The 13,537-nt window shown below is 62.8% G+C and carries 17 protein-coding genes; 9 read left to right on the top strand and 8 right to left on the bottom strand.

The genetic code is table 11. The features are described 5' to 3' along the window. Window positions 1-31: 31 nt before the first annotated feature. On the top strand, window positions 32-922 hold the full coding sequence (locus NPS47_RS00085) for an EamA family transporter (RefSeq protein WP_274293109.1): 891 nt from the start codon (window positions 32-34) through the stop codon (window positions 920-922). An 84-nt stretch (window positions 923-1,006) separates the two neighbouring features. Here the strand turns inward: NPS47_RS00085 and NPS47_RS00080 are convergent, their stop codons facing one another. Both NPS47_RS00080 and NPS47_RS00075 read right to left on the bottom strand, forming a co-directional pair. Then, a complete protein-coding gene (locus NPS47_RS00080; protein WP_274293108.1) occupies window positions 1,007-1,678 on the bottom strand; it encodes a helix-turn-helix transcriptional regulator in 672 nt (223 codons plus the stop codon). 78 nt (window positions 1,679-1,756) lie between these two features. After that, entirely contained in the window at window positions 1,757-3,187 is a 1,431-nt protein-coding gene (locus NPS47_RS00075) for an MFS transporter (RefSeq protein WP_274293107.1), read from the bottom strand. Between the two features lie 183 nt (window positions 3,188-3,370). Here NPS47_RS00075 and NPS47_RS00070 point away from each other — a divergent pair, with 183 nt between their 5' ends. From NPS47_RS00070 to NPS47_RS00060, 3 genes are all read left to right on the top strand, one after another. Next, window positions 3,371-3,691 (top strand): YbjQ family protein, encoded by a 321-nt coding sequence (locus tag NPS47_RS00070; protein ID WP_038611801.1) that lies wholly within the window; start codon window positions 3,371-3,373, stop codon window positions 3,689-3,691. A 163-nt stretch (window positions 3,692-3,854) separates the two neighbouring features. Beyond that, window positions 3,855-4,043 (top strand): hypothetical protein, encoded by a 189-nt coding sequence (locus NPS47_RS00065; RefSeq protein WP_274293106.1) that lies wholly within the window; start codon window positions 3,855-3,857, stop codon window positions 4,041-4,043. A 142-nt stretch (window positions 4,044-4,185) separates the two neighbouring features. Further along, window positions 4,186-4,488, top strand: coding sequence for a hypothetical protein (locus NPS47_RS00060; protein WP_274293105.1), 303 nt, complete (start codon window positions 4,186-4,188; stop codon window positions 4,486-4,488). On the opposite strand, the gene NPS47_RS00055 is transcribed toward NPS47_RS00060, so the two are convergent. Together NPS47_RS00055 and NPS47_RS00050 are read right to left on the bottom strand one after the other, a co-directional pair. After that, entirely contained in the window at window positions 4,479-4,901 is a 423-nt protein-coding gene (locus NPS47_RS00055; protein ID WP_274293104.1) for a group II truncated hemoglobin, read from the bottom strand. The two genes, NPS47_RS00060 and NPS47_RS00055, sit on opposite strands and share 10 nt — an antisense overlap. A gap of 111 nt (window positions 4,902-5,012) precedes the next feature. After that, a complete protein-coding gene (locus tag NPS47_RS00050) occupies window positions 5,013-5,345 on the bottom strand; it encodes a hypothetical protein (RefSeq protein WP_274293103.1) in 333 nt (110 codons plus the stop codon). 363 nt (window positions 5,346-5,708) lie between these two features. On the opposite strand from NPS47_RS00050, the gene NPS47_RS00045 reads away from it, so the two are divergent. Further along, window positions 5,709-7,199, top strand: coding sequence for a DASS family sodium-coupled anion symporter (locus tag NPS47_RS00045; RefSeq protein ID WP_274293102.1), 1,491 nt, complete (start codon window positions 5,709-5,711; stop codon window positions 7,197-7,199). 42 nt (window positions 7,200-7,241) lie between these two features. Here NPS47_RS00045 and NPS47_RS00040 read toward each other — a convergent pair whose 3' ends face one another. The 4 genes from NPS47_RS00040 to NPS47_RS00025 all read right to left on the bottom strand — a co-directional run bounded on the left by NPS47_RS00040 (window position 7,242) and on the right by NPS47_RS00025 (window position 10,747). Beyond that, window positions 7,242-7,790, bottom strand: coding sequence for a helix-turn-helix domain-containing protein (locus NPS47_RS00040; RefSeq protein ID WP_274293101.1), 549 nt, complete (start codon window positions 7,788-7,790; stop codon window positions 7,242-7,244). 58 nt (window positions 7,791-7,848) lie between these two features. After that, entirely contained in the window at window positions 7,849-9,081 is a 1,233-nt protein-coding gene (locus NPS47_RS00035; RefSeq protein WP_274293100.1) for an MFS transporter, read from the bottom strand. A gap of 68 nt (window positions 9,082-9,149) precedes the next feature. Further along, window positions 9,150-9,704 (bottom strand): cytochrome b, encoded by a 555-nt coding sequence (locus NPS47_RS00030; protein ID WP_274293099.1) that lies wholly within the window; start codon window positions 9,702-9,704, stop codon window positions 9,150-9,152. Further along, the gene (locus tag NPS47_RS00025; RefSeq protein ID WP_274293098.1) at window positions 9,701-10,747 is read right to left on the bottom strand and encodes a catalase family peroxidase; all 1,047 of its coding nucleotides are present in this window, start codon (window positions 10,745-10,747) and stop codon (window positions 9,701-9,703) included. The genes NPS47_RS00030 and NPS47_RS00025 overlap by 4 nt, the downstream gene beginning before the upstream one ends. A gap of 131 nt (window positions 10,748-10,878) precedes the next feature. Between NPS47_RS00025 and NPS47_RS00020 the strand changes: the two genes are divergently transcribed. From NPS47_RS00020 to NPS47_RS00005, 4 genes are all read left to right on the top strand, one after another. Beyond that, window positions 10,879-11,388 carry a sigma-70 family RNA polymerase sigma factor gene (locus tag NPS47_RS00020; protein WP_274293097.1) on the top strand — a complete coding sequence of 170 codons (510 nt, stop codon included), beginning with the start codon at window positions 10,879-10,881 and terminating at the stop codon, window positions 11,386-11,388. Further along, the gene (locus NPS47_RS00015) at window positions 11,385-12,137 is read left to right on the top strand and encodes an anti-sigma factor family protein (RefSeq protein ID WP_274293096.1); all 753 of its coding nucleotides are present in this window, start codon (window positions 11,385-11,387) and stop codon (window positions 12,135-12,137) included. Before NPS47_RS00020 ends, NPS47_RS00015 begins: the two co-directional genes overlap by 4 nt. Before the next feature lie 76 nt (window positions 12,138-12,213). Further along, window positions 12,214-12,549, top strand: coding sequence for a DUF2790 domain-containing protein (locus tag NPS47_RS00010; protein ID WP_274293095.1), 336 nt, complete (start codon window positions 12,214-12,216; stop codon window positions 12,547-12,549). A gap of 167 nt (window positions 12,550-12,716) precedes the next feature. Then, window positions 12,717-13,484: a FecR family protein gene (locus NPS47_RS00005; protein ID WP_274293094.1), complete on the top strand. Its 768-nt coding sequence runs from the start codon at window positions 12,717-12,719 to the stop codon at window positions 13,482-13,484. Window positions 13,485-13,537 lie beyond the last annotated feature (53 nt).

The raw sequence follows: 13,537 nt of genomic DNA, 5'->3' as shown, positions 1-13,537 counted from the left end.
TTGCGAAATATTACAAAGCAGGATGGGGAACATGCCGCTAAAGGACTTGCTGTTGGCACTGGTGGTGATCGTGGTCTGGGGCGTCAATTTCGTGGTGATCAAGGTGGGGCTGGACGGCCTGCCGCCGATGTTGCTGGGGGCATTGCGCTTCGCCTTGGTAGCGTTCCCGGCGGTGTTGCTGGTCAAACGCCCACAGTTGCCCTGGCGCTGGTTGATTGCCTATGGCGCAACGATCTCGCTGGGGCAGTTCGCCTTTCTCTTCGAGGCAATGAACAATGGCATGCCACCGGGGCTGGCTTCGTTGGTGCTACAGTCCCAGGCCTTTTTCACCCTGTTTTTTGCCGCGGTCTTTCTGGGCGAGCGACTGCGTGCGGCCAGCGTCCTGGGGCTGCTGGTCGCGGCAGGTGGATTGGCCCTGATCGGCAGCGAGAACGGCGCCAGCGTGCCGTTCTTTGCGTTGCTGTTGACGCTGTGTGCAGCGTCGATGTGGGCCATGGGCAATATCATTACCCGGCGCTTCGGCAATATCGATCTGGTCGCCCTGGTGATCTGGGGCGGGCTGATTCCACCGCTACCGTTCTTCGCCTTGTCCTGGTGGCTGGAAGGGCCGGCGCTGATCGAAAGTGCCCTGCAGGGGATTGGCTGGAGTTCGATCCTGTCTCTTGCGTACCTGGCTTTTATCGCCACCATGCTTGGCTATAGCTTGTGGGGGCAGTTGTTGTCGCGCTATCCGGCCGGCAAGGTGGCACCGTTTTCGTTGCTGGTACCGGTAGTGGGTTTGAGTTCATCGGCGCTGCTGCTCGATGAGCGCCTGACGCCCATGCAGGGCTGGGGTGCGCTGCTGGTCATGGCCGGGTTGCTGATCAATGTCTTTGGCCCGCGTTTGCTGGCTGCCCGAAACGCGGCGCAAGGCAACGCCTGAACAGGGCAATAGCGTGTGCATTGCCCGGTGCAGTCCTGATATCCAGGTTCAAACTTGGCCATGGCGCCCTGGCCTTTGTGGTATTCAACCTGCCTTGGGCGTAAGGCAATGCCGCGGGCTGACCCGATACACACAACGGCGTTGGCCCGACAGCAGATGTTCACACCGTTCGACCAGCGCCTGGTCGCCGAGCACCGCTTGAAACACCTGCAGCTCCGAGCGGCAGAAACCCTGGCAGCGGCTGGCGGCGACGCAAATCGGGCAGTGGTTCTCGATGATCAGCCAGCCGTTGTCGCAGGCCTGCATTTCGGCCATGTAGCCGGCCTGTTCGCGCAACTGCACCAGGGTGCGCACCTTGTCTTCCAGGCTGTGCAGTTGGCTGCAGGCCTGTTGGTATTCGGCGCGATGGGTCGCTTCCATACGCTGGATCAGTTGCTCGACACCGTCGCTGCCGAACACCTGCTCGACGCTTTCGATCAGTTGCAGGGTCAGCACACTGTGAGCATCCGGGAAGCGCCGTTGCGCGGTCTCGGTCAGTAACCATTTCTGTGAGGGCCGACCGGCGCCGTTGGCTGGCGCGCTGATGCCGCTGATCAGCTGCGCCGCCTGCAGCTTCTGAATGTGTTGGCGCGCGGCCTCGAAGCTGATCTGCAGCAGGCTGGCCAGGTCGGTGGTCTTCAGCGCGCCGCGGGTCTTGAGCAGAAACAGGATGCGCTCGGCGGTGGAGTTGCTGGCGTCGGTGGCGGTCGGGGTCATGGAAGGGCGGTCGTCATGCACATGGAAAGTCCAGGAGTGTATTGAATGAGCGCTGAAAATGCCGCTCTGCGCCGCGCATCAGGCCAGGGCCAGGCCACGGCTGCCGGTGATGCGCCGAACCAGTATCTGGGTCAGCACGGGTGCCAGGGCAAATACGCCGAACAACCACAACGCTGCGTGCTGGGCACCGACCACGCCACCGGGATCGACCAACCCGGCGCTGTTGCTCACCAGTCCGGCCAACGCCGCAGCCAGGGCCGTGGCATATAGCTGCACGGTGGTAATCGACGCCGAAGCGAGGTTTTCTTCGCCAGGACGTGCGGCGCTCAAGACCCGGCTCAACAGGTGCGGCCAGCCAAGCCCAATACCCAAGCCAACCCCGGCCAGGGCCAGGCAGTAACTGGCAACGCCGAGCACGCTGCTCAGCCAGTGGATCTGCGCGGTCATCCAGGCCAGCGCCAGCAGTGCCGCGACGATCACCAGCGGCCCCAGGCGAATCAGCCGTTCGGCCGCATCACCCGTGCGGCTGGCGCTGAGCAGGGCGGCGAGGGTCCAGCCAGCGGCCATGGCGGCGGTCATGTAGCCTGCGGCGAGGGGGCCGAGACCATGGATCTGCTGGAGGAAATAGGGCACGAAAATCTCGGTGGTCATGGCCGCAATCAACAGACACATCACCCCATACAGCACGCCCAGGCGGGTGGCCAATGAGTAGGCCCCGGTGGGCAGCAGACGACGTTCGGGATCTCGGTCAAGGCGGGCGATCAGCACGGCGATGGCTAGACCGGCAGCGATGCCGAGCAGGTTCCACTGCAGGTGACTGGACAGGCTGGCCGCCGAAATAGCCAGCACCGAGGCCACCAGGCAGGCGATCAAACCATAGGGTGGGCGTGAGCTGCTGGAGGTGCCGGCGAGGGTGTTGTTCAGTTGCGTTATGACGATCACCGCCAGCAGCGCAATCACTGGCAGCAAGGTCCAGAATGCCCAGCGCCAATGTCCGCTCTCGGCAAACACGCCGCCGATGGCCGGGCCGCAGAGGGTCGCCAGGCCCCACATTCCGGAAACCATGGCCATGGCGCGCGGCCATAGGCGGGCATCGAACACCAGGCGGATCAGGGCATAGCTCAGGGCAAACAGAATACCGCCACCCAGGCCCTGGACGCTGCGGCCAGCCAGCAGCACCGGCATGCTCGGGGCTGCCGCGCAGAGCGCTGAACCTGCCGCGAACACGGCCAATGCCAGGAGGAACGCGCGCCGTGGCCCAAGGCCTTCGAGCAGCCGCGCCGAAAGGGTCGAGCCGATGATCGAGGTGACCACGAACAGCGTCGTGCTCCAGGCATAGAAGGCCAATCCACCGATGTCGGCAATCACGGTCGGCAGGATGGTGGTGACGATGTAGACGTTGATCGCATGCAGCGCTACCCCGCCGGCCAGCGCAATCGATCGCAGAGCATTGCGGCCATGCAGCAGTTCGGCCCAGGAGGCATTTGCCGGCGTAGGCGTTGAGGGCATGTGCGGTTCCTTCGCAAGGTGATGAGTGCCTGGAAGTCTAGGTGCGCCTGCTGTATTACACAAATGATTGCTTGGATAAATAGCCGATGGACGATCTTCAGCATTTGTTACCATCGCTTTTTTTTGCCGTGGTCCGGATGGGCTCGGCGTACAACCTGCAAGACCGAAGGGAAGGAGAGCAGCATGATTATCACCACTACAGGCACTGTCGAGGGACGGCAAATTGCCGCCTACCTGGACGTGGTCAGCGCCGAATCGGTCCAGGGTATCAACGTGGTGCGCGACGTATTCGCCAGCTTTCGCGACTTTTTCGGCGGGCGTTCGCAAACCCTGGAAAGCGCCTTGAAAGAAGCCCGCGAGCAGGCCACCGATGAAATCAAGGCCCGTGCCCGCAGCCTGCAGGCCGATGCCGTGGTCGGCCTGGATTACGAGATCAGCATGCCGTCGGCCCGTGGCGGGATGGTCGTGGTGTTCGTCACCGGGACTGCGGTCAAGCTCAGGTAACGGACCGGGTGCGACAAAATAGCCCGGCCATTGGTCGGGCTTTTTGTTTTTTTGCCTGTATGGTCTGTAAATGACCGGCTAGTCTCAGGGGCGCTTGGGTCGATACTTTTCTGGGCAATCATCTGCTTGCCGGTATCGGTTCACTGTCAGAGGGAGACTGGACATGAGTGAGTTCTACTTTGAGGACAACGGCGACGAATTCCCCATCAACAGCCAGGTGCGTTGCGGTCAGGCGGCTTTCCGTCTGGGCTTTGCCCATATGACCCAGGACGACGCCGAACAGGCCAGGCCGAGCCACCTGCAGCGTGCCAAGAAAGGCCGTTTCATGCCCAGGGTTCCGGTGAAAAAGTGAACCGGTTCACATCACCCCGCACAGTGTTGCGGGGTTTTTTCTGCATTGATTGACCTTGCTCAATGGTTAAGGCATGGGCGCTCGCCTGCAGCGCACTTGTATGTCTTACTTGTCCGGCTGCTATCAATACAAGGGGTAACCGATGCGCATCAGGGAAGAAACTTACTGGAGATGGGCGGACGCGCAGCTGCACAGCCGCAGCCACGACGAACAGCTCAGTGACGGTACCAGCATTGATGTACAGGTCAGGTTGTCGCGCACCGGCGCTACACAATTGTTCATCGGCGTATACGCCCGCCATGGCAAGGCGATGGTGGAGGAGTACTACGCCAATCGCCCGGGTGAAACCATGACCCGCGCCATGGTCTGGGGTGTGGACCGGGCGCGGGCGTTGCTCACCGGGGACTTCCCCATGGAGCAGGCGCCATTGCGGCGTCAGGCCTGAGCATGACGGTTGCGGCTGGCCTGGACAATGCGCTGGGCCGGCACGCGCAACTGGCGCAGCAAGTACTCGGCAAACGCCGGTGAGTAACCTTGCAGGGCGATGGCCTGCGCCATGCAGTTCAACCAGATCTCACTGTGGGATTCATCAATCGGCCAACGGGCATGGAAAGCCGGGATGGCTATCGATCCATAGCGCTCGCTGAACAACGCCGGGCCGCCGAGCCAGCCACTGAGAAAGCAGGCCAGTTTGTCCCGCGAGCTGTCGAGGTTGTCCGGGTGCATCTGACGCACCGCGCGGGCGCTCGGGGTCTGGTCCATCAAACGGTAGAAGTCATCGACCAGCCGACGCAGGCCATCAATGCCGCCTGCGGCCTGGTAGGAGGCATCGCCGGTGCCGAATGCGGAAGTGTTCATGGCTGGGCTCTTGGGCAAAAGGGGACATTGTAGCCGGGTAGGGCGCCAATGAAAAAAGCCCGATCCTTGCGAATCGGGCTTCAATGTATTGCCTGTTGCCTTTTGTTGTTCTCAGCAGAGACGGTCGATTACCGCAACGCCTGGTTTGTCCTGCAGCTCGGCCCACTCATGTTGCAGGGTCTGCAGAACGCGACCGACATACTGAGTGTCAGCGGCGGCTTTCTTGCCGACGTAGCCCTGGCCGCGACGGTACATCTTCAACCGGGCGCGCATGTTCGGCGTGCGTTGCTCGAACTGCGCTTCATCGGTCAGTGCTCCCAGCTTGTCCAGGCGCACTTCACCGGCTTCGCAAACCCAGAGAATGTGGCTGTCGAGTGTGTCCTTGCGCGCGGCGAACAGCCGGGCCAGTTCGTCAACAGTCGGTTGATTGTTCAGATTCATCATAAAGCCCCCTTGACCATTCGTAGTTGAGTTCAAACTCGGCGCACGTCATGTAGCGTAGAAAGAAAGCTGCTACAGCAGCGTCACAACTGGGGGCTTTTACACGCTGCCTTTTGGGCAGTACCCATCCGCATACAGCTCATGGATCCTTCGAGCTGCCTGGAACACCCTTGCCAGTGTCCCCGATCGGGGAGACGACCTCATCATGCAAGGGCCGACGAATGGCGTCAATAGGTTTTGTAGTGATTTTTTCATGGCACTACATTCTTGTCCGACAATACTGGATTCGCCGCTGTTGATACGTATCAGTTCGTTGTCATGGCAACTGTCCGATCATGTTCGTACATGTATCGCAGGGAGATTCTCATGAGTTCGTCGGCTAGCGCACCGGATGCACCCTCCACCCGGGTCAAGATTCCGATCGGTTTGTTGTTGGGGATTGCTGCCCTGATTGGCGTGTTGTTGCTGCCGCTGCCGGCCGACTTGCCGGTGGCCGGGCAGCGGGTTCTGGCGATCCTGGCCTTTGCCGTGGTGGTGTGGATCAGCGAGGCGGTATCGTACGAAGCCAGTGCGATCATGATCACTTCGTTGATGGCCTTTCTGCTCGGCACGGCGCCGACGGTGACCGATCCCTCGGTAACCTATGGGTCCTCCGCGGCCATCAGCATGGCCCTGACCGGTTTTTCCAACAGCGCCCTGGCGCTGGTGGTCGGTGCTTTGTTCATTGCCGCTGCCATGACCCACACCGGGCTGGATCGGCGTATCGCCCTGGTGACGCTGTCCAGTGTCGGTGTCAGTACCCGGCGTATTCTGCTCGGTGCGGTGGCAGTGACCATCCTGCTCAGCCTCGTGGTACCCAGCGCCACTGCGCGCAGTGCCTGTGTGGTGCCGATCATGATGGGGGTGATTGCCGCGTTTGGCGTCGACAAACGCTCCAACATTGCCGCCGGGATCATGATCATCGTCGCCCAGGGCACCAGCATCTGGAACATCGGTATCCAGACTGCGGCGGCGCAGAACCTGCTGACCGTGGGCTTCATGGACAAGATGCTCGGTGCCCGGGTGTCGTGGATCGACTGGCTGATCGCGGGCGCGCCGTGGGCGGTGATCATGTCGGCGGTGCTGATTTTCATCGTGCTCAAACTGTTGCCGCCAGAGAGTGACAGCATTCCGGGTGGCAAGGCGGCGGTGAGCCAGACCCTGGCTGAGCTGGGGCCGATGAGCGGGGCGCAGAAGCGCTTGCTCGGGGTGTCATTGCTGTTGCTGCTGGCCTGGGCCACCGAGGGCAAGCTGCATAGCTTCGATACCACTTCGACCACCTATGCCGGGCTGGTGATCCTGTTGCTGCCGCGCTTCGGGGTGATGACCTGGAAAGATGTGCAAGCACGGATTCCATGGGGCACGGTGATTGTCTTCGGGGTCGGGATCAGTCTGGGCACTACCTTGCTGACGACCCAGGCAGGGCAATGGCTGGGGGCGCAGGTGGTGGCCAATACCGGGCTGGATCAGTTGGGCACGCTGGGGGTGTTTTCGATCCTGGCGGCGTTTTTGATTCTGATCCATCTGGGCTTTGCCAGTGCAACGGCGCTGACCTCGGCGCTGTTGCCGATTTTGATCGCAGTGCTACAGACCTTGCCGGGGGACTTCAGTCGTCTGGGGATGACCATGGCGTTGGGCTTTGTGGTCAGTTATGGCTTTATTCTGCCGATCAATGCGCCGCAGAACATGGTGTGTCTGGGGACTGAGACGTTCAGTGCCAAGCAGTTTGCGCGGGTAGGGATTCTGGTGACGGTGATCGGTTATCTGTTGATGCTGGTGTTTGCGGCGACCTGGTGGCACTGGTTGGGGTGGATGTAACTCTGTAGGAACGGATGAATCCGCTCCTACAAGCGCCAGTTGTCAGAAGTTCGCCGGGGTGTTGGCGCTGATGATTTCCGCTTCGTCCTGGCCGATGTTCTTGAAGCTGTGGGGCAGGGTGGTCGGGAAGTAGTAGCCGTCACCGGAGTTGAGGATGCTGACCTGGCCAGCCACCCGCAGTTCGATGGTGCCACGGGTCACCAGGCCGCATTCTTCGCCTTCGGCATGGACGATCGGCTCATCGCCGGAGTCGGCACCCGGTGCGTACAGTTCACGCAGCATGCGCATCTGCCGACCTTCGACGCTGGCGCCGACCAGCAGCAAGCGCAAGCCGCTGTTACCCAGGTCGGGCTGTTCGGTGGAGCGGAACACGAAACGCTCCTCGCGTGGCGGCTCGTCGAAGCTGAAGAACTCCGCGAGGGACATGGGAATGCCTTCGAGCAGTTTTTTCAGGGAACTGACCGAGGGGCTGACGCGATTTTGCTCGATCTGGGAAATCGTCGAGTTTGTCAGCCCGCTACGACGGGCCAGCTCCCGCTGGGAGAGTTTGTTGCGTTCACGCACCAGTTTGAGTCGTGTCCCCGTGTCCATAGCCGCCTTATATATCGAAAATTTTTTGGCGGAGCATTAAAGCACATTCCGTGATGCTTTAGCGGCCCGCCTGTATGGACGACTGACGCGGCTGTGGCCACAGTCCGACCAATAGCAGCAACGCGGCAACGATCAGGTAGGGCAGGCGCGGGTCGACGGCGTAGATCAAGGTCCCGGCCAAGGGGCCGATGACGACCCCCAAGCCCTGTGCCGCACCAATGGAACCGGCGGTGGCGCCTTGTTCGGAGGCATCCATGGCGTTGGCGGCCAAGGCCGAAAAGGCCGGGAACACCCAGCCCATGCCGCAGGCCGAAACAAAAAAGCTGGCCCACAGCATTTCGGCACTGGCAGCGAAGGCGGCAGCGGCAAAGCCCAGGGCCGAAAGGCTGGCGCCAACGCGGATCATCCGTAATGGCGGCCATTGCAACTTGCGCACCAGCAGTTGCGCCAGAATCAGGGCCACGCCAACCATGGTCAAGGCGATGCCTGCAGTTTGCGCCGCGTCCGCGGGGTTCATCCGCAAGCGGTCGAGGGCGAAGAAACCGACGGTTATCTGCGCCACTGACACACTGAGCATGGCGACAAAGGCCACCAGCAGCGGTCGGCGCAGGCGCGAGTCGGTCAGGCGCACCGGACGTGGCGGCTGCTTGAGGTGCAGCTCCTGACGCTTGAGTTTGCGCAATAGCACTACAAACGCCAGCATCGGCAACAGCGCCATTGCATAGAACGGCAAGCTCAGACTGTGGCGCGCCAGCATCGCCGCCAGCGCCGGGCCAAGCACCAGACCGACGGCGTTGGCCGCGCCCAGTGAAGCCAGGGTGCGGGCGCGATGCTGTGGCGCGATGTTGTCCGCAATCAGCGCGGCGCCACCCACCGGCAGGGCGGCGTAGAAAGCGCCAATCAGACCGCGCCCGAGCATCAGGCCAACGAAGGCCAGGGTGGCGCTGGGCAGCAGACTCAAGGCGGTATCGATAAACAGGCACAAGGCCCAGTACGCCAGGGTAAAACCCGCGGTGCCCAGCAACAGCACCCGTCGCCGCCCGAGGCGGTCACTGGCCTGGCCCCACGGCCGTGCCAGCAACATCCAGATCACCCCGGCAACGGTGACCGCCGCCCCGGCCTGCCAGGTGGCCAGGCCGAGGGTGCGGGCAATCGGACCGATCAAGGAAACGAAGGCCATCATCGCCATGGTGCAGGCCATGTTGGCGAACAACAGCGGCCGCAGGTCGAAGCTGCCCGGCGTGGCGGCGGCGAGCGGGGCGGGTTGGGCAGGGTCCTGTGCGCTGTTCATGGCTATCCAAGGCTTAGAGGCAAGCGTTGCATTGTGCCGCAAATGGCGCGCCGACAGCACCCGAATCGTTAGCTCTGATCGTTGAGCTGGCGGTTACGCAAGGGTGCCGGCCACATGCTGCGCAACACCCCGTCGCGCCGCACCAGGGCATGCACCAGCGCTGCGCCCAAGTGCACCAGCACGGTCGCAAACAGAACGTAGGCCAACCCACCATGGGCCTGGCGCAGCACTGCATACAGGTGCAGGTCGTGGGGTAGCAAGGCCGGCAGCTGGAATGGCAGCGGATAGCCACCGGCCGACAGCATGCCCCAGCCAATCAACGGCATGGCCAGCATTAGCCCATACAGCAGCAGATGCGAAGCCCCGGCAGCTAGGCGCTGCGCTGGCGGCAGATCCGCGGGCAATGGTGGGTGTGGCAGGGTCAGGCGCAACACGATGCGCACCAGCACCAACAGCAGCAAGGCCAGGCCGATAGCCTTGTGCAGGCTAAGCAGCCAGGTGTGGCGCGGCGACAGGTCGGTGATCATGCTCACGCCGACAAACAGCATGGCCAGGATCAGCACCGCCATCAGCCAGTGCAGCAGGCGCGCCAGGGGATGGAAGACAACAGGGACGGTGTTCATGGTCGTGCTCCCAGCTGGGCCGCTTCACGGCTGCGGCGGTTGAAGGACTCGGCGTACGCCGCCGAACGGGCGGCGAGTATCGGGTCGGCGGAAGGCTCGATGCCGCTGGGCAGGATCAGCGGGTCGAAGTTGAGGTCGCGGCAGGCGCCTTGCTCGGGCCCGTCGACCTGCTCGATCACCAGGGTGCCGGCATCGACGCTGCGCCGCTCTGCGGGCCAGGGCTGACTCGGGTCATCGACGGCATCGGCGGCGTCAGCCAGACTCAGGCGCAGGGTCCAGCGCAAGGGGCCCTGACGCAGGCGCTGTCGCAGGTCATATTGCAGGTAGTCGCGGTCATCGACCTGGCCCTGCAAGGCAGCGAACGGCGTCTGTGGTAACAGGCTCCAACGCACGTACTGGCGATTGCCGGCAGCGTCGATCAGGGCAAAGGCATTGATGCTGTTGAAGCTGGAATTGGCAAAGCTGTCCGGCGCCTTGTAGTCCTTGGCCCATTGGCGGAACGCAGCACTTTCCGGGTGCGCGGCGAAGAACGCCTGGACCCGCGCCGGATCCGGCTTGCCGGTGTCCGGATCCGGGGTCATCGCCAGCACCTGCTGGTAGAACGCTTCCGGGGTGCTCACTGCCAGCACCGGCGGGGTATTCATGCCGGTGCGCCAGACCTGGCCATCGTCGCTGCTCAACTGCAACGCCAGGCTACGAGTCGGCACGCTGGTGTCAGCGCTGTAGGGGTTGCTGCCACCAATCGCGAAGCGGCCGATCACCGGCACCCGCTGCTGGCTGAACACTCGTGCCCGGGACAACGATTGGGCCTGGTGGCTGCTGAGGAAGTAGCCACTGACGCACAGGCCCTTGGCATGATTCTTACGGTAGCCGGGGTAGTGTCCGGCCTGGGCTTCGAAGGTGTCGATGATGCGCTTCGGCGTCAGGCGTTCGCTGCCGATCCAGCCGGCGGCGTAGGTAAAGCCTGCAGCCAGGGCGCTCAGGCCAAAGCCGATGGCAGCCAGGCGCAAGGCGCGGGGACGACCGTGTAACGGAGTGCTCATGGCGGCGATCCGGGTCAGTGAATGAGCCGGTACGACGCCCCAGGCAGAAATTTATTCCTGGCCCATGGAATAATTTTTTCTCTGCAGCGTCTGCCTCGTACACTGATCGCTTACAGGCCAAGACCCTGGCAATGAACGAACTAGATGACCACCAACTGCGCGAGATGCTCGAGCGCCTGCGCCGCTTCGCCTTGTGGCTGACCCGCGAGGCGAGCAGCGCCGACGACCTGGTCCAGGCCACTGTCGAGCGCGCCCTCAGCCGTCGCGGCCAACAGCGCGAGCAAGACAGTCTGCGGGCCTGGCTGTTCTCGATCCTCTACCGGCAATTTATCGATGGTAAACGCCGCGAGCGTCGTCATGCCCGCTGGCTGGCCTGGTTCGGCCGCGGCGAGGAGGCCGGCAACGCTACCGAAGACATCGTCCTGGCGCAGTCAGGCCTGGCCGCCTTTGCCCGCTTGCCCACCGAGCAACGTGCCCTGTTGCTGCTGGTCAGTGTCGAGGGCCTGAGTTACAAGGAAGCCGCCCAGGCTTTGGGGGTGCCGATTGGCACGGTGATGTCGCGTTTGTCGCGGGCGCGTGTGGCGCTGCGCGAACTGGCCGAGGGCACTAGCGCGTCCCCGGCGTTGCGGAGGTTGAAATGAGTCAGTTGATCCCGTCGCAAGACGAACTGCACGCCTATGTCGACGAGTGCCTGGACCCGGAGCGTCGGCGCGCGGTGGAGCTGTACCTGGCGGCCAACCCCGAACTGGCCATGCAGGTCGAAGGCTGGCGCCGTGATGCCCGGCAACTACGCGCTGCCTTGTCAGGGTTTGCCGGGCAGGCAGCCAATCCGCGCCTGGATCCGGCCCATGTCCGTCGTGAACTGCGCCGGCGCCGGCAGCGGCGCTGGGCCAATGCCGCAGTGCTGCTGGTGACCCTGGGCATCGGTGGGCTGGGTGGCTGGCAGGTGCGCGAGAGCAGCCTGGTGGCCAGCAGCTTGCCCATGGCCGATGCCGTGCAGGCCCATCGGTTGTTCGCCGATGCCAGCGCCCTGGACCTTAGCGCGCGCGACCCGGCACGTTTGCAGGCGTGGCTGGGCCAGCATTTTCGGCATGTCGGCAACCTGCCGGACCTGTCGGCTTATGGCTTTACCCCGTTAGGCGCACGCTTGCTCAGTAACGAGCAGGGGCCCGCCGCGTTGCTGGTGTTCGAAGATGCTCAGGGCCAACGCGTCAGTCTGTTCTTGCGCTCGCCGAGCGAACAGTTCGCGCGCATGCCCAGCGGTGAGCGCACCGATGGCCAGCTGCAGGCCCGTTACTGGTCTCACGGCGACTACAACTATGCATTGATCAGCGCGGCAGCCGACAGCCGCGGCGCTCAACTGCGCAAGGCGCTGGATATCGCTTTGTAGCCGGTCGTAACCAGCAGGCGTAAGCTCGAACTGTTTGACCCGGCAGTTCGTTCCATCACCTGTGAGGTAAGGCGAAATGAAGCGCAAGCAAGGTTTGGTAGTGGCAGCCCTGGTGCTGCTGACCGGCCAGAGCGCGCTGGCCTCGGCACCAGAAGTGAAGGATGCGCGTCTGGTTGCCCATGAGCAGGCAGTGCAGGCCTATGCGGCAAGAACCGGCAAAACCGTCCCGGCTGTTCAGGACTTCCGCTACGGCACATCGATCGATGTCGCCCGGCTGATCGAACAGACCCCTATGGCCCGCGGCTGCGAAGCGGCGCCGATGTTGATGACCTATGAGAATGCATCCGGGCAGTTGATAACCCTGCGTTATCGGCTCGAAGGACAGTGCCCGCGGTTTCAGGCCACGCGTTGATACTCCACCGGCAGCGGCGAGGGAGCGTCGTTGCCTGGCATCAAATAAAGCGCGCAGATTCGTTGATGGCACTTGGCTTGCTCATGGGTATTAATTAGTATCAATCTCATTTGATTCTTTTCCCGTGCAGGTGCGTGGATGAGTGAAGCAGTAGTCCGTTGCGCACGATGAAGCGTACGAGTAGCCCCGAGCTGCACCCACAGCCCCATGCGCAGGCCAATCGCCGCACCTTGCTCAAGCGTGGCCTGGCCTTGGCCGTGCTGGTACCCGGTGGCTGGTTGCTCAGTCAACAGCGACCACTGGCGTTGTGCTGCGCTGATCTGCACACCGCTGTGGGTGAGCGGCGCGGCGTGCGATTGACCGATGGCAGCGTATTGCAATTGAACACGGCGACGGCTGTGGATCTGGAGATGGCTGACCATCGCTTGACCCTGATCGAAGGCGAGATTGCCCTCAGCGTCAATCGCGCGCAGCCGATTGACGTCGACTTTGGCCTGGGCCGGGTGAGCACGGGGCAAGCGCACATCTGGCTGCGCCACGACGCCGACAGCTGCCGGATTTCGGTGCTCTCTGGCACGGTGCAGGTGCAGCCGGAGCAGGGTATGGAGCTGGCGTTGCATTACGGCGATCAACTGACCCTGTACGCCGATGGCAGCGGCGCCATGGGGCGCTTCGATCCGCATATGCCTGACTGGCGTGACGGTGTGTTGAGTGTCAACAACCAGCCGTTGGGCCTGTTCCTGCGTGAAGTCGCCCGCTATCGTCCGGGCATTCTGCGCTGGGCGCCGGAGCTGGAGTCACTGAAGGTCACTGGCACTTTCCAGTTGAACGACACCGACCGGATTCTTGCCTTGTTGGCCGCCAGCCTGCCACTGGCGGTGCAATCGCGGAGCCGTTACTGGGTCACGTTGGTTTCACGGCAAATGCCGGTGTGAGCGGCGGTGGGAGCGGGCTTGCCCCGCGAGGCGATGTGACTGAAAAACCGCCA

This window comes from Pseudomonas putida (genome assembly GCF_028682475.1).
GTDB classification, from domain to species: Bacteria; Pseudomonadota; Gammaproteobacteria; order Pseudomonadales; family Pseudomonadaceae; genus Aquipseudomonas; species Aquipseudomonas putida_AG.
The sequence above is the reverse complement of the archived record's forward strand: the minus strand, read 5'-3'. Positions and strand labels throughout refer to the sequence as shown.

Coding starts and splice junctions, on each gene's coding strand:
- NPS47_RS00085 (WP_274293109.1), top strand. CDS start 32: ATGCCGCTAAAGGACTTGCTGTTGGCACTGGTGGTGATCGTGGTCTGG.
- NPS47_RS00080 (WP_274293108.1), bottom strand. CDS start 1,678: ATGACCCCGACCGCCACCGACGCCAGCAACTCCACCGCCGAGCGCATC.
- NPS47_RS00075 (WP_274293107.1), bottom strand. CDS start 3,187: ATGCCCTCAACGCCTACGCCGGCAAATGCCTCCTGGGCCGAACTGCTG.
- NPS47_RS00070 (WP_038611801.1), top strand. CDS start 3,371: ATGATTATCACCACTACAGGCACTGTCGAGGGACGGCAAATTGCCGCC.
- NPS47_RS00065 (WP_274293106.1), top strand. CDS start 3,855: ATGAGTGAGTTCTACTTTGAGGACAACGGCGACGAATTCCCCATCAAC.
- NPS47_RS00060 (WP_274293105.1), top strand. CDS start 4,186: ATGCGCATCAGGGAAGAAACTTACTGGAGATGGGCGGACGCGCAGCTG.
- NPS47_RS00055 (WP_274293104.1), bottom strand. CDS start 4,901: ATGAACACTTCCGCATTCGGCACCGGCGATGCCTCCTACCAGGCCGCA.
- NPS47_RS00050 (WP_274293103.1), bottom strand. CDS start 5,345: ATGATGAATCTGAACAATCAACCGACTGTTGACGAACTGGCCCGGCTG.
- NPS47_RS00045 (WP_274293102.1), top strand. CDS start 5,709: ATGAGTTCGTCGGCTAGCGCACCGGATGCACCCTCCACCCGGGTCAAG.
- NPS47_RS00040 (WP_274293101.1), bottom strand. CDS start 7,790: ATGGACACGGGGACACGACTCAAACTGGTGCGTGAACGCAACAAACTC.
- NPS47_RS00035 (WP_274293100.1), bottom strand. CDS start 9,081: ATGAACAGCGCACAGGACCCTGCCCAACCCGCCCCGCTCGCCGCCGCC.
- NPS47_RS00030 (WP_274293099.1), bottom strand. CDS start 9,704: ATGAACACCGTCCCTGTTGTCTTCCATCCCCTGGCGCGCCTGCTGCAC.
- NPS47_RS00025 (WP_274293098.1), bottom strand. CDS start 10,747: ATGAGCACTCCGTTACACGGTCGTCCCCGCGCCTTGCGCCTGGCTGCC.
- NPS47_RS00020 (WP_274293097.1), top strand. CDS start 10,879: ATGAACGAACTAGATGACCACCAACTGCGCGAGATGCTCGAGCGCCTG.
- NPS47_RS00015 (WP_274293096.1), top strand. CDS start 11,385: ATGAGTCAGTTGATCCCGTCGCAAGACGAACTGCACGCCTATGTCGAC.
- NPS47_RS00010 (WP_274293095.1), top strand. CDS start 12,214: ATGAAGCGCAAGCAAGGTTTGGTAGTGGCAGCCCTGGTGCTGCTGACC.
- NPS47_RS00005 (WP_274293094.1), top strand. CDS start 12,717: ATGAAGCGTACGAGTAGCCCCGAGCTGCACCCACAGCCCCATGCGCAG.